26 protein-coding genes and 1 riboswitch are annotated in these 24,206 nt (G+C 63.5%); of the genes, 4 read left to right on the forward strand and 22 right to left on the reverse strand.

Features of this window, described 5'->3' with window-relative positions; translation table 11 throughout:
- Window positions 1–4: 4 nt before the first annotated feature.
- From OXH74_RS22440 to ttcA, 18 genes are all read right to left on the reverse strand, one after another.
- Window positions 5–754, reverse strand: a complete 750-nt coding sequence (locus OXH74_RS22440) for an adenosylcobinamide-GDP ribazoletransferase (RefSeq protein WP_375738929.1) — start codon at window positions 752–754, stop codon at window positions 5–7.
- Window positions 751–1,320, reverse strand: a complete 570-nt coding sequence (cobC, locus tag OXH74_RS22445; RefSeq protein WP_375738930.1) for an alpha-ribazole phosphatase family protein — start codon at window positions 1,318–1,320, stop codon at window positions 751–753. Before cobC ends, OXH74_RS22440 begins: the two co-directional genes overlap by 4 nt.
- Complete coding sequence (gene cobT, locus OXH74_RS22450; RefSeq protein ID WP_375738931.1) at window positions 1,317–2,372, reverse strand: nicotinate-nucleotide--dimethylbenzimidazole phosphoribosyltransferase; 1,056 nt, start codon at window positions 2,370–2,372, stop codon at window positions 1,317–1,319. Before cobT ends, cobC begins: the two co-directional genes overlap by 4 nt.
- Complete coding sequence (cobU, locus tag OXH74_RS22455) at window positions 2,372–2,890, reverse strand: bifunctional adenosylcobinamide kinase/adenosylcobinamide-phosphate guanylyltransferase (RefSeq protein WP_375738932.1); 519 nt, start codon at window positions 2,888–2,890, stop codon at window positions 2,372–2,374. Before cobU ends, cobT begins: the two co-directional genes overlap by 1 nt.
- Window positions 2,878–4,365 (reverse strand): cobyric acid synthase, encoded by a 1,488-nt coding sequence (locus tag OXH74_RS22460; RefSeq protein WP_375738933.1) that lies wholly within the window; start codon window positions 4,363–4,365, stop codon window positions 2,878–2,880. Before OXH74_RS22460 ends, cobU begins: the two co-directional genes overlap by 13 nt.
- Window positions 4,362–5,354, reverse strand: a complete 993-nt coding sequence (gene cobD, locus OXH74_RS22465; RefSeq protein WP_375738934.1) for a threonine-phosphate decarboxylase CobD — start codon at window positions 5,352–5,354, stop codon at window positions 4,362–4,364. The genes OXH74_RS22460 and cobD overlap by 4 nt, the downstream gene beginning before the upstream one ends.
- Window positions 5,347–6,255 (reverse strand): adenosylcobinamide-phosphate synthase CbiB, encoded by a 909-nt coding sequence (cbiB, locus tag OXH74_RS22470; RefSeq protein ID WP_375738935.1) that lies wholly within the window; start codon window positions 6,253–6,255, stop codon window positions 5,347–5,349. The genes cobD and cbiB overlap by 8 nt, the downstream gene beginning before the upstream one ends.
- Window positions 6,252–6,902, reverse strand: a complete 651-nt coding sequence (gene bluB, locus OXH74_RS22475) for a 5,6-dimethylbenzimidazole synthase (protein WP_375738936.1) — start codon at window positions 6,900–6,902, stop codon at window positions 6,252–6,254. The genes cbiB and bluB overlap by 4 nt, the downstream gene beginning before the upstream one ends.
- On the reverse strand, window positions 6,899–8,167 hold the full coding sequence (locus OXH74_RS22480) for a cobyrinate a,c-diamide synthase (protein ID WP_375741665.1): 1,269 nt from the start codon (window positions 8,165–8,167) through the stop codon (window positions 6,899–6,901). Before OXH74_RS22480 ends, bluB begins: the two co-directional genes overlap by 4 nt.
- Window positions 8,168–8,338: 171 nt before the next feature.
- Window positions 8,339–8,950: a cob(I)yrinic acid a,c-diamide adenosyltransferase gene (gene cobO, locus OXH74_RS22485; RefSeq protein WP_375738937.1), complete on the reverse strand. Its 612-nt coding sequence runs from the start codon at window positions 8,948–8,950 to the stop codon at window positions 8,339–8,341.
- Between the two features lie 23 nt (window positions 8,951–8,973).
- Window positions 8,974–10,845, reverse strand: a complete 1,872-nt coding sequence (btuB, locus tag OXH74_RS22490; protein WP_375738938.1) for a TonB-dependent vitamin B12 receptor — start codon at window positions 10,843–10,845, stop codon at window positions 8,974–8,976.
- A gap of 65 nt (window positions 10,846–10,910) precedes the next feature.
- A riboswitch (cobalamin riboswitch) is annotated at window positions 10,911–11,119 on the reverse strand.
- A gap of 41 nt (window positions 11,120–11,160) precedes the next feature.
- Window positions 11,161–11,481 carry a hypothetical protein gene (locus OXH74_RS22495; protein ID WP_375738939.1) on the reverse strand — a complete coding sequence of 107 codons (321 nt, stop codon included), beginning with the start codon at window positions 11,479–11,481 and terminating at the stop codon, window positions 11,161–11,163.
- A gap of 39 nt (window positions 11,482–11,520) precedes the next feature.
- A complete protein-coding gene (locus OXH74_RS22500; RefSeq protein WP_375738940.1) occupies window positions 11,521–12,171 on the reverse strand; it encodes an O-methyltransferase in 651 nt (216 codons plus the stop codon).
- Between the two features lie 8 nt (window positions 12,172–12,179).
- Entirely contained in the window at window positions 12,180–12,704 is a 525-nt protein-coding gene (locus OXH74_RS22505) for a C40 family peptidase (RefSeq protein WP_375738941.1), read from the reverse strand.
- A 151-nt stretch (window positions 12,705–12,855) separates the two neighbouring features.
- Window positions 12,856–13,461 carry a C40 family peptidase gene (locus OXH74_RS22510; RefSeq protein WP_375738942.1) on the reverse strand — a complete coding sequence of 202 codons (606 nt, stop codon included), beginning with the start codon at window positions 13,459–13,461 and terminating at the stop codon, window positions 12,856–12,858.
- A 70-nt stretch (window positions 13,462–13,531) separates the two neighbouring features.
- The gene (locus OXH74_RS22515) at window positions 13,532–14,299 is read right to left on the reverse strand and encodes an NAD-dependent deacylase (protein ID WP_375738943.1); all 768 of its coding nucleotides are present in this window, start codon (window positions 14,297–14,299) and stop codon (window positions 13,532–13,534) included.
- A 27-nt stretch (window positions 14,300–14,326) separates the two neighbouring features.
- Window positions 14,327–14,998, reverse strand: coding sequence for a DNA-3-methyladenine glycosylase I (locus OXH74_RS22520; RefSeq protein ID WP_375738944.1), 672 nt, complete (start codon window positions 14,996–14,998; stop codon window positions 14,327–14,329).
- A gap of 108 nt (window positions 14,999–15,106) precedes the next feature.
- Window positions 15,107–15,931, reverse strand: a complete 825-nt coding sequence (gene ttcA, locus OXH74_RS22525; RefSeq protein ID WP_215375277.1) for a tRNA 2-thiocytidine(32) synthetase TtcA — start codon at window positions 15,929–15,931, stop codon at window positions 15,107–15,109.
- 100 nt (window positions 15,932–16,031) lie between these two features.
- Between ttcA and OXH74_RS22530 the strand changes: the two genes are divergently transcribed.
- From OXH74_RS22530 to OXH74_RS22540, 3 genes are all read left to right on the forward strand, one after another.
- Window positions 16,032–16,628 carry a DNA-J related domain-containing protein gene (locus OXH74_RS22530; RefSeq protein ID WP_375738945.1) on the forward strand — a complete coding sequence of 199 codons (597 nt, stop codon included), beginning with the start codon at window positions 16,032–16,034 and terminating at the stop codon, window positions 16,626–16,628.
- Window positions 16,629–16,794: 166 nt separating this feature from the next.
- Entirely contained in the window at window positions 16,795–17,394 is a 600-nt protein-coding gene (locus OXH74_RS22535; RefSeq protein ID WP_215375270.1) for a Yip1 family protein, read from the forward strand.
- A gap of 125 nt (window positions 17,395–17,519) precedes the next feature.
- Window positions 17,520–18,014, forward strand: coding sequence for a SprT family zinc-dependent metalloprotease (locus OXH74_RS22540; protein ID WP_375738946.1), 495 nt, complete (start codon window positions 17,520–17,522; stop codon window positions 18,012–18,014).
- Between the two features lie 39 nt (window positions 18,015–18,053).
- Here OXH74_RS22540 and OXH74_RS22545 read toward each other — a convergent pair whose 3' ends face one another.
- The 4 genes from OXH74_RS22545 to OXH74_RS22560 form a co-directional block, all read right to left on the reverse strand.
- Window positions 18,054–19,235 (reverse strand): CaiB/BaiF CoA transferase family protein, encoded by a 1,182-nt coding sequence (locus tag OXH74_RS22545; RefSeq protein WP_375738947.1) that lies wholly within the window; start codon window positions 19,233–19,235, stop codon window positions 18,054–18,056.
- Between the two features lie 37 nt (window positions 19,236–19,272).
- Window positions 19,273–20,103, reverse strand: coding sequence for an amidohydrolase family protein (locus OXH74_RS22550; protein ID WP_375738948.1), 831 nt, complete (start codon window positions 20,101–20,103; stop codon window positions 19,273–19,275).
- Window positions 20,104–20,205: 102 nt separating this feature from the next.
- Window positions 20,206–21,345, reverse strand: a complete 1,140-nt coding sequence (locus OXH74_RS22555) for an acyl-CoA dehydrogenase family protein (RefSeq protein ID WP_375738949.1) — start codon at window positions 21,343–21,345, stop codon at window positions 20,206–20,208.
- Window positions 21,346–21,576: 231 nt separating this feature from the next.
- Window positions 21,577–22,875 (reverse strand): dicarboxylate/amino acid:cation symporter, encoded by a 1,299-nt coding sequence (locus OXH74_RS22560; protein ID WP_375738950.1) that lies wholly within the window; start codon window positions 22,873–22,875, stop codon window positions 21,577–21,579.
- A gap of 324 nt (window positions 22,876–23,199) precedes the next feature.
- Between OXH74_RS22560 and OXH74_RS22565 the strand changes: the two genes are divergently transcribed.
- Complete coding sequence (locus OXH74_RS22565; protein ID WP_375738951.1) at window positions 23,200–24,198, forward strand: AraC family transcriptional regulator; 999 nt, start codon at window positions 23,200–23,202, stop codon at window positions 24,196–24,198.
- The last annotated feature ends 8 nt before the right edge of the window (window positions 24,199–24,206 follow it).

Below are 24,206 nucleotides of genomic sequence, written 5' to 3' on the forward strand. Positions count from 1 at the left end.
CTCTTCAGGGAGAGGGGCCAGGCGAGAGGGCAAGGGCCATACCCACCAAAACAGAAACCTCGACCAACTCCACCATCGCCCCCGCCGTATCCCCGGTCGTACCACCCAGGCGCTGTACGAACCGCCAACGCAACCAGGCAAACGCCAACAGCGAGATCCCCAGCGCCAGCAGCCCCATCCACCCAAACAGCAGCACCGCCGCGCCGTTGACAACCAACACCCAAGGCAGCACCCGACGCGGCAGATGCGAGGCCAGCGCCTCACCCAAGCCGCCCGCCCGCACATAAGGCGTAGACAGGAACATCAACGGTAGCAGCCCCCGCGCCAGCCAGGGCGCCAGCAGCAAGGGGGCAAGATGGCCGGACCCGAGCAACGCCACCAGAGCCGCGAACTTCAGCAACAGCACTACCACCAGCACCACCACGGCGATGGGCCCGCTGCGTGGGTCCTTCATGATCGCCAGAGTGCGTTCGCGGTCGCCGTATCCGCCCACCCAGGCGTCAGCCGTATCGGCCAGGCCGTCCAGGTGCAGCCCTCCACTGATACCAACCCAGAGCGCCAACAGCAGGGCCGCCTGCAACAGCGGCAAACGCCCGCCCAGCAACTCGGCCAAGCCAAGCAGCATCGCGCCCACCAGCAACCCCACGAGGGGATACCAGAGCAGCGACTGCCCCAACTGGGGCGGTGCCGGCATTCCGGATAGGCGAACCGGCAAGCGGGTGAGAAATTGCAGGGCGATCAGCAACGGAGTCATGGCTGTTCCCGCAGTCCGCCAGCCTCATCGAACTGCAAGCGGAACAAGGCGCCATGCGGCACCTCCACCTGCATCAGCTGCGCACGAGGCAATTGGCGGGCGCGGGCCACCAGCATGCGGATCACCCCGCCGTGGGTGACCAGCAATACGCGCTGGCCTATAAAACGCGGTAACAAGCGTTCGGCGGCAGCCAGCACCCGCGCCTCAAACTGCAACAACGGTTCCCCCTCGGGCGGCGTGAAGCTGTAAGGATCATTCCAGAACTGGCCCAGCGCTTCGGCGTGGTCCTCCATCAGCTGGGCGGCGCTACGGCCCTCCCAGAGGCCGAAATGCAGTTCCCGCAGGTCCGGTTCCAACTGCAGCGGCAGAGCATGGCGCTGCGTCAGGTCATGGGCGAAGGCCGCACAGCGCTGCAATGGCGAACTGACTACCACATCCCAGGGCCCGCCACCTTCGATGCCGGCATGCATCTGCGCCCATCCGGTTTCAGTCAGCGCATCATCCAGGCTGCCGCGAAAGCCACCGCCCAGCTCGGTTTCGCCGTGGCGCAAGAGGTCGAGCCTCATGCCGACCGGTCCGAAACCGCCGCCTCGGCGAAGGTGGCCATGCCATCGTGCAGCTCGCAGGCCAGGCGCAGCAATGGCAGGGCAACCGCCGCGCCGCTGCCCTCGCCCAGACGCAGGCCGAGGTCGAGCAAGGGCTCGGCTTGCAACTCGGCAAGCACGGCAACATGCCCCGGCTCCGCAGATCGATGGGAGAACAGCAACCAGTCGCGGCAGGCCCGATTCAGGCGCACCGCGCACAAGGCCGCCACGCTGCAAATGAAGCCATCGACCAGCGCCGGCAACCCGCGCTGGGCACAGGCGAGATAAGCCCCGGTCAATGCCGCCACTTCAAACCCGCCAAGCCGGCGTAGGGTTTCTTCCGGGCTGTTGCATGCTGCTACGTGCAGTGCCAGGGCGCGCTCGATCACCGCCATTTTGCGTGCTACGCCACTACCGTCCAGCCCAGTGCCGGGGCCCGCCAGTCTGGCGACAGGCAGATCAAGCAGCGCACAAGCCAGTGCGCTGGCAGTGGTCGTGTTGCCGATCCCCATCTCACCACCGACATACAGATCAGCCTCGGCGGCCAGGGCACGCTCCACGCTGGAGCGCCCCGCCTCCAGGGCAATCAGGCATTGCGCGGCAGTCATCGCTGGCTCACGGGCGAAGTTCGCCGTGCCCGTCCCGACTTGCAAATGCAACACACCGGCCAAGGGCTCCAGCGGTAACGCCGTGCCCAGGTCCACCAATTCCAGGGTGGCGCCCAGGCTGCGCGCCAGAACGCTGATGGCCGCGCCACCCCGCACGAAGTTGCGCAGCATTTCGCCGGTAACTGCCTGCGGATAAGCGGACACGCCCTCTTGCACCACACCATGGTCGCCGGCAAAGACTGCGAACCAGGGCCGAAGGATCTGCGGCCGTTCGCACCCCTGCAGGGTTGCCAGGGTGATGGCCACGTCTTCCAACTGACCCAGGGCACCGCGTGGTTTGGTCAACTGGTCCTGGCGGGCCTGCGCCCTGGCGCGGGCTACCATGTCCAGGGGTTGGCAAGGGGACTGCCACCATTGAAGACTCATCAATTCGCTCCCTTCAGCAACATGGGGAGGCCGGCGACGGTGAAGGTCACGCGCTCACAACGCTCGGCCAGGGACTGGTGCAACCAGCCGGCTTGATCGACATACCGACGGGTCAGTTCACCGAGGGGGACGACCCCCAACCCGGTTTCATTGCTGACGAGCAGCACCCGGCCGGGCAGTTCGCCGATGCAACCCAGCAACGCTTCGCGCTCTGCGTCCAGGCGTGCCAGGTCGTCCAGCATCAGCAGATTGGTCAGCCAGAGCGTCAGGCAATCCACCAGCAGACAGGTGTCAGCCGCCGCGTAATCGCGTAACACCCGTGCCAGTTCGACGGGTTCCTCCACCAGCCCCCAATGATCGGGACGGCGGGCGCGGTGGTGGGCCACCCGCTCGTTCATCTCGGCGTCCAGAGGCTGGCTGGTGGCGATGTAGATCACCTTCAGGCCACTTTCCGCGGCGAGCTTCTCGGCTAGGCGGCTCTTGCCGGAGCGGGCCCCGCCCAAAATCAATTCGCGCATTCGGCTTCTCCTCGACTCAGGACGGAGAGGCCGCAGAGTTCGCGCAATTTGCCCGTATCCAGGTGCGTTTCGACCTGGTCGGCCAGGCGCTCGATATCACGCTCGCGCAGGGCGTGGTAGTCGACCTTCTGCACCGTCTGCAAGCCGGCCCAGCGCAGGATGGCAGTGCAGGCTGCGGTGGACTCGAACAGCCCGTGCAGGTAGGTGCCCATGACTTGGCCGTCGGCACTGCGGGCACCGTCCAGCCGGCCGTCATCCAGCGTCACGGCAGGATTGGCCAGACCTTCGCCGGAGCTGACTCCGGCATGGATTTCGTACCCGCGCACCAGAGCATCTTCCAGGCGCAGACAGCCGCTGACGTTGCGCAGTTGCTTCTCAGGCGCCAGTACAGTGTCGATTTCCAGCAGGCCAAGGGCTTCGCTCTCCCCCGCGGGTCCTTCCAGGCCATGCGGGTCAGCAATGCTGCGGCCGAGCATCTGGTAGCCCCCGCAAATGCCCAGCACCTTGCCGCCATAGCGCAGGTGGCGCTGCAGTGCCGTGTCCCAGCCATGCTCACGCAGCCGGGCGAGGTCAGCGCGTACGCTCTTGGAGCCGGGCAGGATGATCAGGTCGGCCGGCGGGATCGGTTGGCCGGGCGCGACGAAGATCAGCTGCACCTGCGGATGCAGGCGCAGCGGGTCGAAATCAGTGTGGTTGCTGATGCGTGGCAGCACCGGCACCGCCACCCGCAGCAGGTCATCCGCCTTGGCGGACTGGCGCAGATCGATGGCGTCCTCGGCCTCCAAATGGAAGTCAGTGAGGTACGGCAGCACGCCCAGGACCGGTTTGCCGGTGCGCTGTTCCAGCCAGTCAAGGCCCGACTGGAGCAAGGCGATATCGCCGCGAAAACGGTTGATCACGAAGCCTTGGACCCGCGCCTGCTCGCTTTCGGAAAGCAGCTCCAGGGTCCCCACCAGATGAGCGAAGACGCCGCCGCGATCGATGTCGGCGATCAGGATCACCGGGCAGTCCACCGCCTCGGCAAACCCCATGTTGGCGATGTCGTTGGCGCGCAGGTTGATCTCGGCCGGCGACCCTGCGCCTTCGACCATCACCACCTGATAGTTATCGAGGAGGCGTTGGTGGGACTCCAGCACTGCTTGCATCGCCACCCGTTTGTAGTCGTGGTACGCGGCGGCGTTCATGCTGGTCACCGCGCGGCCGTGGATGATTACCTGGGCGCCGATGTCGGTGTTCGGTTTGAGCAGCACCGGGTTCATATCGGTGTGTGGCGCCAGGCCCGCGGCCTGCGCCTGGACAGCCTGGGCGCGGCCGATTTCGCCGCCATCGGTGGTTACCGCGCTGTTCAACGCCATGTTCTGTGGCTTGAAAGGCGCCACGGCAACGCCCTGGCGCTTCAGCCAACGGCACAGGGCCGTCACCAGGGTGCTTTTACCGGCATCGGAGGTGGTGCCTTGCACCATCAAGGTCGTCATGGGCGCTCCCTAGTGTATTCGGTCAGGGCTCGCTGCAAGCGTGCCCAGGAGGCTGCGTCCGGCGGCAAGCCAAGCCGCAGGCTGGCCGGGTGCTCGAACAAACGAGTGAGAATGCCGCGCCGGGCGAGGAAGTCATGCAGGATTGGCGCATCATCGCGGGCGAGCCACTGAAACAGCGCCGAACCTCCCGTGGGTGGCAGACCACAATCGCGCAGCAGGCCCTCCAGGCGCTGGCCGTCCTGCAGCAGGCGCTGACGCTGGAGTGCCTGGCCGGGCTGATCGAGCAGAATAGCCCTGGCGACCGCCCGCGCCGGGCCGCTGATGGTCCAGGGGCCCAGCCATTCATTCAATGTATCCAGCAGGCGCGGCTCGGCCAGCACAAAACCGAGGCGAATGCCGGCCATGCCAAAAAACTTGCCGAAGGAACGCAACACCAGCAGGCCGGACCGCGGGCAATGACCCGCAAGGCTCTGCTCCGGCGTGCAATCGATGAAAGCTTCATCCACCAGCAGCCAACCGCCCCGCTGCGCCAGCCGAGCATGCCAGGCCAGCAGCCGCTCCGGCGAAAGGCGCAGGCCGGTGGGGTTGGTCGGGTTGACCACCAGCACCACGTCGAAACGTTCCAGCTCACGCTCGGCGGTATCCGCATCGATCTCCACCAGCTCATGGCCTTCGCGGCGCCAGGCGGCGGAATGCTCGGCGTAACACGGCGAAAGGACGCCGACCCGGCAACGCTCACGCATGCGCGGCAGCGCCTGGATCGCAGCCTGGGAGCCGGCCACCGGCAACAGCTGGTCCGTGCCGTAGTACTGGCGCGCAGCTTCTTCGAGGCCGTCGTCCCACTCGGGAAGCCGCGCCCAGGCCGAGGTCGGAACACTCGGCAAGGGCCAACCATAAGGGGCGATGCCGGTGGAGAGGTCGAGCCAATCGCCCTCGGCGATGCCGTAGCGCTGCGCAGCGACGCGCAGCCGCCCGCCATGTTCAAGCAAGGAGCCAGCCTCCCAGAATCAGCACGGCCAGCCAGAGCAGCACGCCCTGGCGAACCAGGTCCATGGCCCGACCAATATCGTCCGCACGGGCAACCGGGCCTTCACCCAGCCTCGGTCGCTCGTGCAGCTCACCGTGGTAGATCGCCGGGCCGCCCAGGGTCACACCCAGTGCACCGGCGCCAGCGGCCATCACCGGCCCGGCATTGGGGCTGTCCCACAGCGGTGCCTGCTGCCGCCAGCAGCGCAGCGCCAGACGGGTCTTGCCGAGCAGTGCATAGGTCAGCGCCACCAGACGCGCGGGAATGTAGTTGAGGACGTCGTCGATGCGTGCCGCAGCCCAGCCGAAGCGCTCGAAGCGCTCGTTGCGGTAGCCCCACATGGCGTCCAGGGTATTGCTGAGGCGATACAGGACCACGCCCGGCGCCCCGGCGACAGCAAACCAGAACAATGCGGCGAACACCGCATCGCTGCCATTCTCCAGCACCGACTCGGTAGCCGCACGGGCCACGGCGGGATCATCCAGCTCACGGGTTTCGCGGCTGACCATATAGCCGACCCGTCGCCGCGCCTCATCCAGATCGCCGGCCTGCAAGGCATTGGCCACCGGCTCGGCATGTTCGTTGAGGCTGCGCAGACCGATGGCCGCATACAGCGCGATCACGCCGACCAGCCAGCCGATAAAGGGCAGCTCCGAAAGCACCCAGACGGCGATCGTCAGCGGCAGCACCGCCACCCCCCAGGCGGTGACGCCGTGGCTGCGCCAGCCACGTCCACCCGTGTTGAATCGATGCTCAAGGCGATTGGCCAGCTTGCCGAAGGCTACCAGCGGGTGCCAACGCCGTGGTTCACCGAACAGGGCGTCCAGCGCCACAGCCCCCAGGCTCAGCAATCCGATGCTCATTCGCGGTGCCCCCACTGATTGTCGAATACCAACTCATCCAAAGAGCGCGGCTGCGCCCAGCCCTCCAACGCCAGCATGGGCGCCGGGTAGAACTCGGTCACCGGTCCCAGGCAGAGCACCGCAACCGGCTTGCTGCCCTCCGGCATGCCCAGCAACTCGGCCAGCGCCTGCGGCTCGAACAGTGAAACCCAGCCCATGCCCAGACCTTCGGCACGGGCCGCCAGCCAGAGGTTCTGGATCGCGCAGGAAAGCGACGCCAAGTCCATTTCCGGCAGAGTACGGCGGCCAAACACATGGGCCTCGCGGCCATCCATCAGTGCGGCCACCAGCAGTTCCGCGCAGTCGCGGATGCCCTCGACCTTCAGCCGCATGAACTCATCCGAGCGCTCGCCCAGTGCCTCGGCGGTGCGTACCCGCTCCGCCTCCACCAGGCGATGGATGTGCCCGCGCAACTCCAGGCTACTGATGCGGATAAAGCGCCAGGGCTGCATCAGCCCAACGCTCGGCGCCTGGTGCGCAGCTTCCAGCACACGGGCAAGTAGCTCAGGCGCCACCTTGCCACCGCTGAAATGGCGCATGTCACGGCGCTCGGCAATGGCACGGTAGACCGCCGCACGCTCCTCGAGGCTGAAGCCTTGGTCGCTCATGGTTGGAACAGCTCCGCAGCCGCCCGAGGGTTGGACGGCAGGTAGAAGTGGATGTAGGAGGCCGTCAGACGGCCGATGCGGAACACCGATTCGGCCACTGGCTTGTCGTTCGGGCACAGGCCGCGAACGAGCGGCTCCAGCGTGGTTTCCAGCAGTGAATGGTGGAAGGTATGACCGCGCAGGCTCCCCTCCGGCAAGGCCGCTTCCTGCAACGCCAGCGCTGCCAGGCGCTTCTGCATGCGCGCTTGCCCCGGCAGCAGGCCGAGCAACTCGGCGGATTCGCCTTCGACTTCAGTCAGGGCGTCCAACAGATAAAGCATGCCGCCGCACTCGGCGAGGATCGGCTTTCCCGCCGCGTGGTGGGCGAGGATGGCCTCAGCCATGGCCCGGTTGCCGGCCAGCTGCGGCAAGTGCAGCTCGGGGTAGCCTCCAGGCAGGTAAAGACTGTTCACGTCCGGCAGCTGCGTATCGGCCAAGGGGGAGAAGAACACCAGCTCGGCACCCATGCGCTGCAGGAGGTCGAGATTGGCCTGGTAGAGGAAGGCAAAGGAGGTGTCACGAGCTACGCCGATTCGCACCCCGCCCAGCCACTGGTCCAGCGCGTCGCCTTGCGGCGCGGCGAACTCGACGGCAGGTGGCAGCTCCACGGAGGCTGACGCCGCCAGCGCATCGGCGGCCGCATCCAGCCGCGCGTCCAGGTCTGCCAACTCCTCGGCCTGCACCAGGCCCAGATGCCGGCTCGGCAGCTCGACATCAGCACTGCGCGGCAGCGAGCCGTACCAGCGGATCCACTCCGGCAGGCTGTCGCGGATCAGGTCACTGTGGCGCTGGCTACCAACACGGTTACCCAGTACACCCGAAAACGGCAGGTCCGGCTGATAGGTCGCCAGGCCCACGGCCAAGGCACCAAAGGTCTGGGCCATGGCAGCTCCATTGATGACCGCCATCACCGGCACAGCGAAGCGCCGCGCCAGGTCGGCGGCCGAAGGCGAGCCGTCGAACAGCCCCATCACGCCTTCGATCAGGATCAGGTCGGCCTCACCCGCCGCCTCCCAGAGCAGCCGGCGGCTTTCCGCCTCGCCCACCATCCACAGGTCGAGCTGGTAGACCGGCGCGCCAGAGGCACGGGCGAGGATCATTGGATCGAGGAAGTCCGGCCCGCATTTGAATACCCGCACGCGCTTGCCCTGTCGGGCATGCAGGCGCGCCAGGGCCGCGGTGACGGTGGTCTTGCCCTGGCCCGAGGCCGGCGCGGCAATCAGCAGCGCGGGGCAGCGCCGATGCTCGGCGAGCGCTTGTCTCTCCTCTCCCTTCGGAAGAGGGACGGGGGTGTGGGATCCCGGGTCAGACACGAATACCGTCTCCTGCCGTTCTTGCCACCCTCTCCCCAGCCCTCTCGCCGAAGAGAGAGGAGGCAAGAACAAAAGCAGCGTCCATCAGAACTCCACTCCTTTCTGGGCTTTCACCCCGGACTTGAAGGCGTGCTTCACCAGACTCATCTCGGTGACGGTATCCGCTGCGTCGATCAGTTCCTGCGGGGCGCCGCGACCGGTGGCAACGACGTGCTGGTGCTCCGAGCGGGACTCGATGTCCTTGAGCACCGCATCGAGCTCAAGATAGCCATGCTTGAGGGCGATGTTCAGTTCGTCCAGCACCACCAGGCCGATCTGTGGGTCGTCCAGCAAGGAGCGCGCCACGGCCCAAGCCTGCTGGGCCTTCTCGATGTCGCGCTGGCGGTCCTGGATGTCCCAGGTGTAGCCCTCCCCCATCACGTGGTAGCTCACTTCCTCCGGGAAGCGGCGGAAGAAGGCTTCCTCGCCCGTGGACATGCCGCCCTTGATGAACTGCACCACGCCAACCTTGATGCCGTGGCCCAACGCACGGGCAACCATGCCGAAGGCTGAGCTGCTCTTGCCCTTGCCATTGCCGGTGTGCACCAGCAGCAGGCCATACTCGTCCTGGGCCTGGGCAATCTTCTCGTCGATCAGCGCCTTCTTGCGTTGCATGCGCGAGCGATGGCGGGCATCGCGTTCAGCGGATTCAGTCATGGTTTCGCCTTTTGATTTCGGGATTAGAGCGCCTGGTAGCGCACGCTGAAGAAAACCGCCTGCCCCGGCTCGTTATAGTCCAGGGCTGTTTCGTAGTCCGCATCGAACAGGTTGGTGACGCTGGCCTGCAAGCGCCACTCCTCGGTCAACCAGTACTCGCCGCGCAGGTCCAGGGTGGCGTAGCCAGCCATACGCTCGGTGTTGGCCAGGTCGTCATAACGGCGTCCTTCGGAATGAACCGTCGCGCCGAGCCCTATCTGGCCGAACCGACGATCAACGTCGAGGTTAAAGACTTGCCGCGCACGCCGGGGCAACTCGTTGCCCCGATTGGCATCGTCGCCACGGTTCTCGCCATCCAGGAAGCTGGCATTGGCATTCCAGTCCCAACCCAACCACTGGCTGCCCAACACCAACTCCAGGCCATCAATGCGCGCCTTGCCGATGTTGTTCGGGCCGCCCCACACGCCGATGGTCGAGTCAAAGGCGATAAGATCATCCACATTCGTGCGGAACGCATTGACGGACCAATGGCCCCAGTCATGCACGCCACTGAGGCCCGCCTCGAAGCTCTCCGAGGTTTCCGCGTCGAGGCCCGGGTTGCCGTAGCCAGGGAAATACAGCTCGTTGAAGCTTGGCGCCTTGAAGGCCGTGCCGTAGCTCAGGCTGAAGCGCAGCTCATCGGTGAGTGCATAGCCCCAGGCGGCGCTGCCGGTGTCGTGGTTACCGAATTGCTCGTTGTCGTCACGACGCAGGCTGAGCTGCCAGTCCTGTCGACCGGCGTCGCCGATGTACTGGGCGAACCAGCCCTCATTGATGCGGGCGTCCTTGTCGAAGACCGTCGAACTGCTGACCTTGTCCTGCTGCCAGTCATAGCCCAGGGTCAGCACATGACCCTCAGCGAGAGTCAGGTCGTTGAGCCAGGAAGCGCTGTCGCGCTGGGAGTCGAAACGTGCGTCGAATGCGCCGTCAACCCAACTCGTTGCCTTGTCCTCGCTACGCCCGGCCTGGAGCGTCACTTTCCAGGGCTCTAGAGGGCTGAAGCGCGCTCGGCCACCCGCCAGTTCCTGGCGGTTATCGGCGTTGGCATTGTGCCCGCCAGCAGGGTGCAGGAAGCCGGAAGTGTCGATATCGTCATAGTCGTTATGGCCACGGGCCTGCATCAGGGTGCCGTCCAGCTCCAGGCCGTTGTCGAACTGGTAACCGGCGCGCAGGGAGCCGGAATGGTTGCGGTAGCCGTCGGCATCCGTCTCGTAGTAGGCACTTCCCTGGCGGCGGGAGTTGATGCCGTCGGTGTCCTGACTGCTGACGCCAAGACTGAACCAGCCCTTGCCATCGCCACCCGACAATCCAGCGCCGCCTTGGCGGTTGTCATGGGTGCCGTATCCAGCGGAGAACCAGGGCTTGAGACCCTGCTGGTCGCCTTTGCGGGTAAAGATCTGGATCACACCACCGATGGCTTCGGAGCCGTACAGGCTGGAACGCGGCCCACGAACCACTTCGATGCGCTCGATCAGTTCAACCGGGAGGTCCTGGAAGGCCGTAAGGCCGGCGCTGACGGACCCCACTTTGATTCCATCGATCAGCACCAGCACATGATCGGACTCACTGCCGCGCAAGAAAACCGTGGTGTTCTTGCCGGGGCCACCGTTGTTGCTCACCGAGACGCCGGGGACCTTTTTCAGCAGTTCGGGCACCGAACGGGCCTGAGTGCGCTCGATCTCTTCGCGCTCGATCACGGTGGTCGGAGCCAGGCTGGCGCGCACCGGCTGCTCACTTCGAGTGGCAGTAATCACCTGCTCGTCGAGGGTCAGCGGCTCAGCCGCCAGGAAAGGGGAAATACAGGAACTGCCAAGCAGCGCAAAGGCCGCCGGCCTGAAGGAAGGCTTGCGAATCAAGGTCTGGATCTCCGTCGTGCCACCCGCGCGACATCTATGGGTATTGCATGCGAAGTGCACTCCGCGATGCCCTGCTTGCACCAGGCCGGTCTCCGGGCTTGCGAGTGGGACCATGGCTCCCGGGCCGCGCCTTCCCATGCTGCGCACAGTGGCTGTGGATGCGGACCTTGACTCGCCTACCGTTGCGGGGGCAGCGCCGGATTCTTCGAAGAATGGACCGGCTTCCCTGTTTCACCCTTTAGGAACAAAGGGCACCTGAGGCAAGCTGCGAAGGTTAGAGGGTTGGCTGGCGAGCGTCAAACGTCGAGCACATGCTCAGTGCCTTGGTGTGAAGCCTGCCGGCTTGCTCGCCAGCCACTCGACGAAGGTGCGCAGGCGCGCATCACCGAGCAGGGCTTCACGGCTGTTGTAGGTCAGGGCCAGTTCCTTCTCGCTGAACAGCCGGTGGATCTGATTGTGGCAGGGCCGGCAGACCCAGAGCGTCGCGCTGATGCGCTCGCCCTTGTCGAAGCGCTTTTGCACGTACGGTTTGTCGTGCAGGGCCTTGGGAATCAGGTGGTGACGAGTCAACGCTGCAGCGCGCCCGCAGAGTTCGCAGGCATCCGGTTGTGGTGGCAGGCGTATGGGTTCTGGCATGGTCGTCAGGCACCTCCCCCGTGGCCGGGAGAGGGGAAGTCAGCGTTTGCGGCAGAGGGTCAGCCCATCACCGATGGGAACGAGCGACAGGTCGACGCGCACATCGTCTTTCAACGCACGGTTCAAGGCCTGAATCGCCCGCGTGTCAGCACTGTCCGGTTCAGCCTCCAGCACACGACCACTCCAGAGCACGTTATCGAAGAGGATCAGGCCGCCCGTCCGTACCAGCCGCAGGGCTTGCTCCAGATAGGCCGGGTAGTTGGCCTTGTCGGCGTCGATGAAGACCAGGTCGAAGCTACCCTCCTCCAGGTTCGCCAGCGTTTCCAGGGCCGGCGCCAGGCGCAGGTCGACACGGTCAGCCAGCCCGGCCTCCTGCCAGTAACGGCGAGCAATGGCGTTGTAATCGCCCGGCAGGTCGCAGCAGAGGATGCTCCCTCCTTCGGGCAGCTCAGCCGCCATGCACAGGGCGCTGTAGCCGGTGAAGGTGCCGACTTCGAGCAACCGCCGGGCACCGGTCAGCTTGACCAGCAAGGCCATGAACTGCCCCTGCTCCGGCGCGATCTGCCAACGCGCCATAGGCATACCGGCGGTTTCCTCACGAAGGCGAGCGAGCAACGGTGTTTCCCGCAGCGACACGTCGAGCAGGTAGCCGTAGAGGGCGTCGTCGAGGTTCAGTGTGCGGTTGGTCATGGGAATTCTCAGGGCGTACGGGCGAGGCTCGGATCAAACAATACGCGCTTGGCGTTCAGGTAGCTTCTTTGCCAGTAGCTGTTGGACAGGCTGTCCAGACGCACCGTTCCGCCACTGGACGGCGCATGCACGAAACGGCCTTCACCGACATAGATGCCCGCATGACTGACCTGGCCGCCGCCATTGGTGGCGAAGAACACCAAGTCACCCGTCTGCAGTGCGGAGATGCTGACATTGGGCCCACGCATCACGATCATCTCACGAGTGGAGCGCGGCAGGCTGATGCCAGCAGCATCGCGATAGACAAAACCGATCAGGCCGCTGCAATCGAAGCCGCTGTCCGGCGTATTACCGCCCCAGCGATAAGGCGTGCCGACCAGGCCCAGGGCACGAAACAGCACGTCCTCGGCTACGGGCGAGAACTGCTGGACTGGAGCAGTGATGACGGGTTGCGGCGGAGGCGGTGCCTTGCTCGCGCAGGCAGCGAGCAGCGAGGCCAGGGCAAGAATGACGAAGCGATCCAGTGCGCGCATGGCAAGTCAGTCCTGACTTGAGGAGTACGCGCTAATTTGCTGATCTCACAATGATATTGCAAGCAAAAGCTGCGTCACCGCCAGGAAAAAAGATGCAAGTGCCAGAAACGACGATGCCGCCCCCGGGGGGCGGCATCGGCATGGGACTGGATCAACGGTGCAGAGGATGATGTGCCGGAGTGTTCATCGCCAGGACGCGCTTGGCTTCCATGTAGCTGGCTTTCCAGTAGCGGTCATCGAGGCTGTCGACGCGCACGCCGCCGCTGCGGCTGCTGGAAGAATGAATGAACTGATCATCGCCGATATAAATGCCGGCATGGCTGACGCGGCCGCGGCCACGGTTGTTGAAGAACACAATGTCGCCGGGCTGCAGCTCGTTGCGGGCGATCACCGGGGCATTCAGGTTGATCATTTCACGGGTGGAACGCGGCAGCTGGATGCCGGCCTCTTCCTTGAACAGGTAACCAACGAAGCCACTGCAGTCAAAACCAGTCTTCAGCGAGCGACCACCGAAACGATAAGGCGTACCCACCAGTTCGAAACCACGTTCGAGCAGGCCATCAGAGAGGGACGGCATCTGGTACGGCTGATCATCGGTCAAGTCCGCGAGGTCACGGGCGGAGGGCTCGTTGAGCAGGGAATCCGGGGCGCCGTCAGCAATGGGCTGTTGCGGCTGCGACTGCTGCACAGGGCCTGCACAAGCAGCGAGGAACAGAGCGAAGGTAAGGGGCACGAGGGGTGCGAAGCGATTGAGCATGGGCACGACCGTGTCGGTGAAGTTGATAAAGAAGGCGCGACTATGCCTTCTATCAACTTGATTTGCAAATTTAATCGCCCGAAATGTGACTTATCAGCCCCCGCAGAACATCTAAGGCCTTCCCCTTGAGATGCACATCGACGATTGGGGTCAGATCGGTACTGGACGGGTTGATTTCCACGGTTAAACCGCCTGCCTGGCGGGTGCGGACAACCGGTTCGATGATGTAGGGAAAGCTCGCCGTAGTCCCCACCGAGATCACCGCATCGAATCCCTTGCGCAGCTCTGCGTAGAGCGTTTCGATAGCTTGCTCTGGAAGCAGTTCCTCGAACAGCACCACGGGCGGACGGAGAATACCACCACATTCATTGCATTTGGGAGGCAATTCTCCCGCCAGATGCTGCGACAGTTCGACGCTTTCCGCGCCACAGGACTGGCAATACAGCGGCGAAATCTCGCCATGGATTTCGATCAGGCGCTCCGGCGGCGAGCCCGCCTGCCGATGGTAACCGTCGATGTTCTGCGTCAACACCCAGCACTCGGGCTTGATTCGCTGTAGTTCGGCAATGGCCTCATGCCCGGCATTGGGCCGAGCGCTCAGGCAGGCGCGCCCCAATTGGGCGAGGTACTTCCAGCAGAGCGCCGGATTGCGTTGCAGCATGGGGCCGGACAAGGCCGACTCGATGGGCAGCCCCTCCTCCGTCATGCCGTTGTAGAGGCCACCCAGGCCACGGTAGGTTGGCAGGCCCGAATCCGCGGAGAGGCCGGCGCCAGTGATGATCAGGATGCGCCGGGCCTGCTTCAGCACCTTGGCGACGCGCAGCAGTTCACTCTCCATCGTCACTCCCCACCGCTACTCGAAACGCTAGTGATTGACCGTATGCGCCAGCATTACCGAAAGCTGGCACAAGGGTCGACCGCTTTCCGCATGCCACTGGTTGAAAGCGGCCTGGACCAGGGCCAGCTCCTTCTGGCTGGTGGGTGCCTTGTCGATGACATCCTGGGCCTTTAGGGCTGCAACCATGTCGTCGGTGGGGATGAAGGTATCCTTACCCACCATGCGCAGGAAACGCGGTGCAGACAGACCGCCCAACTGGTGCCCGTGTTTAGCCAGGTACTTCCAAAGCCCGACGATATCAGTCACCGGCCAATCGGCAATCAGCGCGCCGAAACTGCCCTTCTCCCGCGCTACGTCGAGGACGAACTGGGCATTGCGCGGCACGCTCTTGAGCTTGCCGAGATGGCGGATAAGTCGGGCATCCTGCATCAGCCGCTCAAGATGCTCGGCGCCCATCAGCACCACTTTCTCCGGATCGAAGCCGAAGAACACCTCTTCGAACGCCGGCCACTTGGCGTCCACCAGGCTGTGCTTGAGGCCGGCACGAAATACACGCAGCGCGATCAGCGACAGGTAACGGTCGTCAGGCAGCTGACGCAGCTCGGCATCCGTGCGCGGCTGCGGCAGCCGTGCCTCCAGCGCCTTAGCCGAACCGAATCGGTTCAGGCAGTACTCGTGCAACCAACGATAATCGCGCATGCGTTGTCCTTGCGATCCGGCATGACCCGTTGCCCGTAGGAGCGAGGGGGACGCCCAGTTCCTGCTCGCGAACCCTCGCGAGCAAGCTCGCTCCTACAAAGGCCTGGGTCAGATGTTGACGACGTCCAGCGTACGCGGCGCGGCGTTTTCGTCGATACGCAGGTTGGTGAAGTCGAACAGGTTGCGGTCGGCCAACTGCGAAGGCACGACGTTCTGCAGGGCACGGAACATGATTTCGGTACGGCCCGGCGATTTGCGCTCCCAGTCCTGGAGCATTTCCTTGACCACTTGGCGCTGGAGGTTTTCCTGCGATCCGCACAGGTTGCACGGGATGATCGGGAACTCCTTGAGGTTGGAGTAGGCCTCGATATCCGCCTCGTTGCAGTAGGCCAGCGGGCGGATCACCACGTTGCGGCCATCGTCCGCACGCAGTTTCGGCGGCATGGCCTTGAGGGTGCCGCCGTAGAACATATTAAGGAAGAAGGTTTCCAGAATGTCGTCGCGGTGGTGCCCAAGGGCCATCTTGGTCGCACCGATTTCGTCGGCGAACGTATAAAGAGTGCCGCGACGCAGGCGCGAGCACAGCGAGCAGGTAGTCTTGCCCTCCGGGATTTTCTCCTTCACCACCGAGTAGGTGTCCTTCTCGATGATGTGATACGGCACACCGATGGACTCCAGGTAGGCCGGCAGCACGTGTTCGGGAAAACCGGGCTGCTTCTGGTCCATGTTCACCGCGACGAGCTCGAACTTGATCGGCGCCACCTTCTGCAGGTACAGCAGCACGTCGAGCATGGTGTAGCTGTCCTTGCCACCGGACAGGCAGACCATCACCTTGTCGCCGTCCTCGATCATGTTGAAGTCGGCGATGGCTTCGCCGGCCAGACGACGAATACGTTTCTGCAGTTTGTTCTGATTGACCGAAAGGGTGCCCATGGTGCTCTGAAGTCCGGGGAGAGATGCGAAAAGCTGGCTATTTTACGCACAAAGCGCGCTTCGCCCCAGCCCCATCATCGCCCTGTGCTAGTCTCCGGCGATGATCACCGACCTCGACCCCGCCCAGGACCTCAGCGAACAGCTCCACGAGCTGCTACGCGAGGCCCCGCTCGGCCTGAGCGAATACGAGTTGATCCAGCGCCTCAAGACGCGCCACTCCACGCACATTCCCCACCTCGAACTCACTGATAAGCTGGTGCTGTTTCGCACCCACTTCCTGGTGTTCAACGCGCTCTACCTGCTGCGCGACCAGCTGCACGCCGACCGCAGCGCCCACCTGGCCATCAGCCCGCTATGCGTCCAGCTCATGCCTTATGAGGCTGGCAGCGCCGCCATCAGCGAGCTCGACGCCCTGCGTGACTATTATCTGGACTTGGCCAATCTGCGGGACACCACCGAAGAGGACGTGGAGAAGCTCCTCGCCAGTTTCTGGACCCGCATGCAGGGCAGCGAAGAAAAGAGCGCCGCGCTCGAACTCTTTGGGCTTCACGACAGCAGCCAGCCGCTCAACCTCGCCCTGATCAAACAGCGGTACCGCCAATTGGTGAGCGTGCACCATCCAGACAGGGGCGGCAGCACCTCGCGCCTGCAGTCGATCAACAAGGCGATGGAAATACTTCAACGCTATTACAACTGAACTTTAATCTTCGATTCGCTCTAAAAGCCCCGTCCCCCTGGCACGAAACCGCTGCCTATACTGCGACATAAGGTCGCATAGGTCGGCCGAGCACCGTTCGGCGCTGGCTACGCGTCACCGGCGCTTCGCTGGGGGGCGACCTCATAATAATGAGGAGGTGTTTAGCATGATCCACCACGTTTGGGGGCTCTTCACTCATCCCGATCAGGAGTGGCAGGAGATTCGTGGCGAAGACGAAAGCATCAGCCACATGTACCTCACCCACGTCCTGATCCTTGCTGCAATTCCCGTAATTTCCGCATTCATCGGCACGACCCAGGTGGGCTGGGTGCTGGGCAAGGGCGATCCCGTCATGCTCACGCAGGCCAGCGCACTGCAAATGTCCATACTTTCCTACCTGGCGATGCTGGCCGGCGTGGCAGTCATGGGCGGATTCATCCACTGGATGGCTCGCACCTACGACGCCAATCCAAGCGTGACCGAATGCATCGTCTTCGCCGCCTACTGTGCCACCCCGCTGTTCATTGGCGGCCTGGCTGCGCTCTATCCGCACCTGTGGCTGGGCGCGACAGTCGGCACCCTGGCGATCTGCTACACGGTGTACCTGCTTTATGTGGGCATTCCCACATTCATGAACATTCCCAAGGATGAAGGCTTCCTGTTCTCCAGCTCCGTGCTGGCAGTGGGCCTGGTGGTACTGGTAGCGATGATCGCCGCAGCCGTGATCCTCTGGGGCTTTGGCCTGGGCCCGGTTTACACCAGCTGACAGGAGTAGCAAGCACAGAGGCCGCCCTCGGGCGGCCTTTTTCATTGGGCACCCGACCGCTCGGCGTCATCGCATTCGGCTAGCGCGGGCTTTGCGGCATAATCGCAGCCCACTGGAGTTTCACTATGCCCGAGCAGATACACGCCCGCGTGGAGGCCTGCTACCAGCAGGCCGAAGCCTTCTTCAAGCGCGCCTTCCCCCGCCCCGAGGTGAGTTTCAAACTACGGGGGCAGAAGGCCGGTGTCGCCCATCTCCACGAGAACAAACTGCGCTTCAACCCACAGCTCTACCGCGAGAACCGGGACGACTTCCTCAAGCAGACCGTGGCCCACGAAGTCGCACACCTCATCGCGCACCAGCTGTTTGGTCCCCGTATCCAGCCGCATGGCGAGGAGTGGCAGCTGATCATGCGCGGCGTCTACGAGCTGCCGCCCAATCGCTGCCATACGTATGAGGTGAAGCGACGCAAGACCACCCGCTATCTCTACCGCTGCGCCTGCCCGGATAACGATTTTCCCTTCTCCCCTCAGCGCCACGCACTGGTGGCACAAGGACGACGCTACTACTGCCGACGTTGCCGGGTGACCCTGGTATTCAGTGGGGAGCAGCGACAGGAATAGTCGGGGCCTCGGGAGCGCAAAGCGCTCCTTGGCGAACCCTTATCCCGTTACCTGAGCGGCCTTCAGCGCCGCGACCTGCTCGGCCGAGTAACCCAGTTCCGCCAGCACCTGGGCGGTATGGGAGCCGACCACCCCGCCAGCATGGCGCGGCTCTGGCAGGCCGGAGGAGAACTTGATCGGGCAGGCGATCTGCTTCTGCGCGGGCAGGCCTTCACGAGGGACGTCCACCACAAGGCCACGTGCCTTGATCTGCGGGTGCTCGACAGCTTCGGACAGCGGCAACATAGGCTCGACGCAGGCATCAAGGGTGGCGAATATCTCGCACCACTCAGCGAAATCGCGCTTCTCGAACTCGACTTCGATGGCGCGCTTCAGTTCACGCTGATCTTCAGGCTTGGGAGACAGGCCCCGTGCAGTTAGTTCAGGCCGGCCAATTGCAGCGCAAAATGACTGCATGAACTGCGGCTCCAGACTGCCGACTGAGATCCAGCGGCCATCGCGGGTGCGGTAGTAGTCATAGAAGCTACCGCCGTTGAGCACCTGACTCTCCATACCCGGCTCCACCCCCGCGCCCAGATAGCCAGCGCCGGCCATCGCGTGCAGGCTGAAGGCGCAGTCAGTCATGCTCACGTCCACTTGCTGCCCCTCCCCCGTTGCCTGGCGCTGGATCACCGCGGCCAGCAAACCCATCACCCCATGCAGCGAGCCTCCCGCAATGTCCGCGAGCTGCACGCCCAATGGCAATGGACCACTGTCGCGACGCCCTGTGTAGCTGGCGATGCCGGAGATGGCCAGGTAGTTGATGTCGTGGCCTGCGCGGTCGCGGTAAGGCCCCGTCTGGCCGTAGCCAGTGATGGAGACATAGATCAGCCTGGGATTCACCGCTTTAAGCGCTTCATAGCCGATGCCCAGCTTGTCCATGACCCCAGGCCGGAACTGCTCCAGCACGATGTCGTATTCACGCACCAGCTGCTTGACCACCTCCACCGCCTCGGGTCGCTTGAGGTCCAGCGCGATGCTGCGCTTGTTGCGATTGAGATAAGCGTGGCTGGTGGACGTCCCACCGTCATGAGGCGGCAGCACGCGCACCAGATCCATGCGGCTGGGCGACTCCACACGCAACACCTCGGCGCCCATGTCGGCGAGCAGCAACGAAGCGAACGGCCCCGGCAGCAAGGTTGAGAAATCAAGGATCTTCAGTGAGGAAAGCGGGCCTTTCATGGCGACTCCTGGATTCATGGGACAGGGCATTGGCCCTTCACAGTTTGAACACTCGGCGCGCATTGCCGTGGAGAAACTTGTTCCGCACCTCCTCCGACAACTCCAGTTCGGCTACCTGTTCCATACAGCGCGAAAGCGAAAGCTGGGGGAAGTTACTGCCAAACAGTACCTTGTCCTGACCATAGCTCTGCATGTACTGCAGCAAGGCCTGCGGGTAATAGCGCGGCAGGTAGGCCGAAGTGTCGATAAAAACGTTTTCGTGCTTCCAGGCGACGCCGATCATCTCGTCGGTCCAGGGATGGCCGATGTGCCCGGCGACGACGCGCAGCTCGGGGAAATCCAGTGCCACTTCATCGAGGTAAGGCACTGGGCGACCGGTTTCCGAGGGCATCAACGGGCCAGTGTGACCGACCTGGGTGCAGAACGGGATGTCCAGCTCGATGCACTTTACGTAGAGCGGGTAATAGAGACGGTGGTTTGGCGGCAGCTTCCATAGCCAGGGCACCACGCGCAGGGCTTTGCAGCCCAGCTCGGTAACAGCGCGCTCCAACTCGTGCACGGCGGCCATGGGCCTGCTCAGATCAACCGCGGCAACGCCGACGAAGCGCTCAGGATACGCGCGGGTGTATTCAGCCACCTCGTCATTACTGCTGACCCAGCGTTCGGGCCGGCACCAGGCGCTGATCATCAGCTTGTTGATGCCAGCCTTGTCCATCTCCGCCACGGTTTCCTCGGGGCTGAGGCCCTTGTCGAGCAGCACCGTGGTGCCGGATTTTTCGAACAGGTGCACCGCTTCGGGAATCAGTTCACGGGTACGGCCGGTGGCCAGCTGGGCCCAGGCGTCTATGGCGCCTTGTGCGTTGGACATGACTGTTACCTCCCTGGTACGCGGGGAAACCCGGACTGATGTCCGGGCTGCGGAGGGCGAAAGTTAGATCGTTGGGCGCGCCGTGCGGAGAGCTCGCCTGACCTAGAGCTTCATCCCACGACTGATGATCTCTTTCATGATTTCCGAGGTACCGGCGAAGATGCGCTGGATGCGCGCATTCGCACACATCTTGCAGATCGGGTACTCCCACATGTAGCCCCAGCCGCCGTGCAATTGCACACCTTCGTCGACCACCTTGCACAGCAGCTCGGTGGTGAAGAGCTTGGCCTCGGCCGCCACTTCCGGCGTCAGCTTCTTCAAGTTGTGATCCATCACGCAGCGGTCGGTGAACACCTGCGCGACGTCGATCTGGGTTCGCATCTCGGCCAGCTTGAAACGGGTATTCTGGAGGCTCGCCACGGTCCGGTCGAAGACCTTGCGCTCCTTCACATAGTCGATGGTGGTGAGCAATGCCGCCTCGGCTCCAGCCACCGCACCGCAAGCGTTGGTCAGACGTTCCTGGGCGAGCATGTTCATCAGATAGAAGAACCCTGCCTTGGCATCGCCCAGCAGGTTTTCCTTGGGCACCCTAACGTTGTTGAAGAACAGCTCGGCAGTGTCCTGGCTCTTCATGCCGAGTTTCTTGAGGTTACGTCCACGCTCGAAGCCCTCCATGTCACGCTCGACCAGGAACAGGCCCATCGCGTGCTTGTTCGCCGGATCGGTCTTGGCAGCAACGATCACCACATCGGCCAGCAGGCCATTGGAGATGAATACCTTAGAGCCGTTGAGCAGGTAATGGTCGCCCTTGTCGACGGCCGTGGTTCGCATGCCGGCAAGGTCGGAGCCGGCGCTCGGCTCGGTCATGGCCACCGCAAGGATGGTTTCGCCGCGAATGATCCCCGGCAGGAACCGCGCTTTCTGCTCGACATTGCCGTACTCGGCAATGTACGGACCACAGAGTGCCGAATGCAGAGGGATCATGAAGCCCGGCTCGTTGATGTAGGCCAGTTCCTCCGCCATGATCTGCTCGTAGCGGAAGTCCTTCAGTCCGGCGCCGCCATACTCCTCATCAGCCCATGGCAGGAGAAATCCCATCTCTCCCGCCTTTTTCCACACATTGCGGTCGACCACGCCTGCGGCCTCCCAGGCCTCCTGGTGCGGCACCGCCTCCTTTTGCAGAAAGCTGCGGAAGGACTCGCGGAACATGTCGTGTTCGGTCTCGAAATGAATGCGCTGCATGGGGAGCTCCATGGGCTGAAGTCGTCCCGCAGGTTAGGCGGCAGCCCCCACCGCTCTCAATGACGCAAGCGCTCAGAACGAATTGACGCAATCGGTCAGCCCCTCTCCCCGGAGTGGAGAGGCGCCGGAGGAGAGGGTTTTGCGCTTACCGTTGATCCACAAAAAAGCCCGGCACAACGCCGGGCTGGAAATGCCTCCCCACCAAGAGGAGAACGCTGTTGCTTTAGCCGATCAGGCAGCCGTCTGCGGGGCGGCGCTCGGCACGGCGACCTTGCCGCCGCTGGCCAGTTCGCTCTGCAGGGTGGTTTCGTCGAGCTGCTTGCACCACTTGGCGACGACGATGGTGGCCACGCCATTGCCGATCAGGTTGGTCAGGGCACGGGCTTCGGACATGAAACGGTCGATACCGAGGATCAGCGCCAGGCCAGCAACCGGCAGATGGCCAACGGCGGACAAGGTGGCGGCCAGCACGATGAACCCGGATCCGGTCACGCCAGCAGCGCCCTTGGAGGCCACCAGCAGCACCAGCAGCAGGGTGATCTGGTGAGTGATATCCATCGGCGTGTCAGTGGCCTGGGCGATGAAAACCGCAGCCATGGTCAGGTAGATGGACGTGCCGTCGAGGTTGAACGAGTAGCCAGTGGGGATTACCAGACCGACTACGGATTTGTTCGCACCCAGCTTCTCCATCTTCTTCAGCATGCGCGGCAGAGCCGATTCGGAGGACGAGGTGCCCAGCACGATCAGCAGCTCTTCGCGGATGTACTTGATGAAGCGCAGGACGCTGAAACCATGGGCACGGGCGATGCCACCCAGGACCACCAGGATGAAGAACACGCAGGTGATGTAGAAGCACAGCATCAACTGGCCGAGCTGCACCAACGAGCCCACACCGTACTGGCCGATAGTGAAGGCCATGGCACCGAAAGCACCGATGGGAGCGACCTTCATGATCATGTTGATGATGCCGAACATGACATGAGCGATACGGTCGATGAACTCCAGAATCGGCTTGCCGTAGTCACCCATGCGCTGCAGGGCGAAGGCGAAGATCACCGAGAAGAACAGCACCTGCAGGATGTCACCATTGGCGAAGGCGCCGACGACGGTGCTCGGAATCACATTAAGCAGGAAAGCCACGGTGCTCTGCTGCTCGCCGGCAGCGGCGAAGGCAGCGATGCCCTTGGTGTCCAGGGTGCTCGGATCGACGTGCATGCCGACGCCCGGCTGCACAACGTTCACCACCACCAGGCCGATGAGCAGCGCAACGGTAGAAACGATCTCGAAATACAACAGCGCATAGCCGCCGGTCTTGCCTACTGCCTTCATGTCCTGCATACCGGCAATGCCGCTGACCACAGTGCAGAAGATGATGGGCGCGATGGCCATCTTGATCAGCTTGACGAAGCCATCGCCCAGGGGCTTCAGCGCGACGCCGGTTTCGGGATAGAAATGGCCCAGGAGAATGCCGACAGCAATGGCAACGATCACCTGGACATACAAGCTCTTGTAGAACGGTTGGCGGGACATGGCAGTGTTCCTTTCGTGTGGCACCAAGTGTGTTCCGTACACCCCGGCGTCACCATGTTCGACACATCTCCCTGGCTGGGAGACTTTGTTGTTGTGCGGTCCAGTCGAATGGACGGCGATTTCCCTATCGCAAGCCCTGTGCCAATCCTAAAAAAACCGTCAACCCCTTATAAATCAATGTTTTGAGAGAATATAAACAGAACACCAATCCAACCGATTGGCGGGTTTCCGCCCGCGTCCCTGGGGGAAATCCGCCATTTTCGCCCTTGTCGCCGCTCAAGCAGGCGACCTACCATCACCCTCCCCCGCACCTGGAATTCATCGATGCGCGAGCGCACCATCGCCAGCCATTTCGTCCGCGCCGCCCTCAGAGGGTCGCAACGCCATGGCCTTGATTGCGAACCACTGCTGCGCTTAGCCGGCATCCAGCCTGCCCTGCTCATGGAACCCCGGGCGCGGGTCGCGCCGGAGCAGTTCAGTCGGTTGATGCAGGTGCTCTGGGCAGCCCTGGACGACGAATACATGGGCTTTGGCCAGCAGCGCAGCAGGCGCGGCACCTTCGCCATGATGTGCCACGCGATCATCCACTGCCGGACTCTGGACAAGGCGCTCAGTCGAGGCACCCTCTTCTACAGCCTTTTCCCCGATGGGCCGGGCATCCGGCTGGAGCGCGTAGGCGACCTGGCACGACTGTCCGTGGACGACTCGGCGCTCTGGGATCCTGACCATTTCCTGGTAGAAAGCCTGCTGGTCATCTGGCATCGCCTGGCAAGCTGGCTCATCGGCCAGCGTATCCGCCTGGAACAAGCCACCTTCTCCTACGCCGAACCGTCCCACTCCGGCGAGTACGAACTGCTCTTCCCAACCTCCCGGCGCTTTGGGGTGGAACGCACCAGTTTGGTGTTCCAGGCACGCTACCTGGCAATGCCGCTGCTGCAGGACGAACGCACGCTGAAGCACTTTCTCGAACACTCCCCCGCGGACCTGCTGGCCCGTCCGGACGGTGGCGACAGCCTGACCAGCCAAATCCGCCGCCTGCTCGGCCGCGACTGCCGCAGCTGGCCAGATCTGGAAATGGTGGCGCAACAACTGCATATGAGCCCACAGACCCTGCGCCGCCACCTGCGCGAAGAAGGACCGAGCTTTCAGGAGCTGAAAGACCACCTTCGCCGTGACCTGGCCATCTACCATCTCGGTCGGGACGAACTGTCGATCCAGGATATCGCCGAGCAACTCGGCTTTTCCGAGCCCTCGGCCTTTCACCGGGCCTTCAAGAAGTGGACCGGACTGACGCCAGGCGCCTATCGGGCGCAGGAAAGCTGACCGCAGAG

Source organism: Metapseudomonas boanensis (assembly GCF_042232855.1).
In the GTDB taxonomy this organism is placed as follows: Bacteria; Pseudomonadota; Gammaproteobacteria; order Pseudomonadales; family Pseudomonadaceae; genus Metapseudomonas; species Metapseudomonas boanensis.

Bases quoted from the DNA above. Each gene is read 5' to 3' on its own strand.
- OXH74_RS22440 (WP_375738929.1), bottom strand. From the start codon at position 754: ATGACTCCGTTGCTGATCGCCCTGCAATTTCTCACCCGCTTGCCGGTT.
- cobC (WP_375738930.1), bottom strand. From the start codon at position 1,320: ATGAGGCTCGACCTCTTGCGCCACGGCGAAACCGAGCTGGGCGGTGGC.
- cobT (WP_375738931.1), bottom strand. From the start codon at position 2,372: ATGAGTCTTCAATGGTGGCAGTCCCCTTGCCAACCCCTGGACATGGTA.
- cobU (WP_375738932.1), bottom strand. From the start codon at position 2,890: ATGCGCGAATTGATTTTGGGCGGGGCCCGCTCCGGCAAGAGCCGCCTA.
- OXH74_RS22460 (WP_375738933.1), bottom strand. From the start codon at position 4,365: ATGACGACCTTGATGGTGCAAGGCACCACCTCCGATGCCGGTAAAAGC.
- cbiB (WP_375738935.1), bottom strand. From the start codon at position 6,255: ATGAGCATCGGATTGCTGAGCCTGGGGGCTGTGGCGCTGGACGCCCTG.
- bluB (WP_375738936.1), bottom strand. From the start codon at position 6,902: ATGAGCGACCAAGGCTTCAGCCTCGAGGAGCGTGCGGCGGTCTACCGT.
- cobO (WP_375738937.1), bottom strand. From the start codon at position 8,950: ATGACTGAATCCGCTGAACGCGATGCCCGCCATCGCTCGCGCATGCAA.
- OXH74_RS22495 (WP_375738939.1), bottom strand. From the start codon at position 11,481: ATGCCAGAACCCATACGCCTGCCACCACAACCGGATGCCTGCGAACTC.
- OXH74_RS22500 (WP_375738940.1), bottom strand. From the start codon at position 12,171: ATGACCAACCGCACACTGAACCTCGACGACGCCCTCTACGGCTACCTG.
- OXH74_RS22505 (WP_375738941.1), bottom strand. From the start codon at position 12,704: ATGCGCGCACTGGATCGCTTCGTCATTCTTGCCCTGGCCTCGCTGCTC.
- OXH74_RS22510 (WP_375738942.1), bottom strand. From the start codon at position 13,461: ATGCTCAATCGCTTCGCACCCCTCGTGCCCCTTACCTTCGCTCTGTTC.
- OXH74_RS22515 (WP_375738943.1), bottom strand. From the start codon at position 14,299: ATGGAGAGTGAACTGCTGCGCGTCGCCAAGGTGCTGAAGCAGGCCCGG.
- OXH74_RS22520 (WP_375738944.1), bottom strand. From the start codon at position 14,998: ATGCGCGATTATCGTTGGTTGCACGAGTACTGCCTGAACCGATTCGGT.
- ttcA (WP_215375277.1), bottom strand. From the start codon at position 15,931: ATGGGCACCCTTTCGGTCAATCAGAACAAACTGCAGAAACGTATTCGT.
- OXH74_RS22530 (WP_375738945.1), top strand. From the start codon at position 16,032: ATGATCACCGACCTCGACCCCGCCCAGGACCTCAGCGAACAGCTCCAC.
- OXH74_RS22535 (WP_215375270.1), top strand. From the start codon at position 16,795: ATGATCCACCACGTTTGGGGGCTCTTCACTCATCCCGATCAGGAGTGG.
- OXH74_RS22540 (WP_375738946.1), top strand. From the start codon at position 17,520: ATGCCCGAGCAGATACACGCCCGCGTGGAGGCCTGCTACCAGCAGGCC.
- OXH74_RS22545 (WP_375738947.1), bottom strand. From the start codon at position 19,235: ATGAAAGGCCCGCTTTCCTCACTGAAGATCCTTGATTTCTCAACCTTG.
- OXH74_RS22550 (WP_375738948.1), bottom strand. From the start codon at position 20,103: ATGTCCAACGCACAAGGCGCCATAGACGCCTGGGCCCAGCTGGCCACC.
- OXH74_RS22555 (WP_375738949.1), bottom strand. From the start codon at position 21,345: ATGCAGCGCATTCATTTCGAGACCGAACACGACATGTTCCGCGAGTCC.
- OXH74_RS22560 (WP_375738950.1), bottom strand. From the start codon at position 22,875: ATGTCCCGCCAACCGTTCTACAAGAGCTTGTATGTCCAGGTGATCGTT.
- OXH74_RS22565 (WP_375738951.1), top strand. From the start codon at position 23,200: ATGCGCGAGCGCACCATCGCCAGCCATTTCGTCCGCGCCGCCCTCAGA.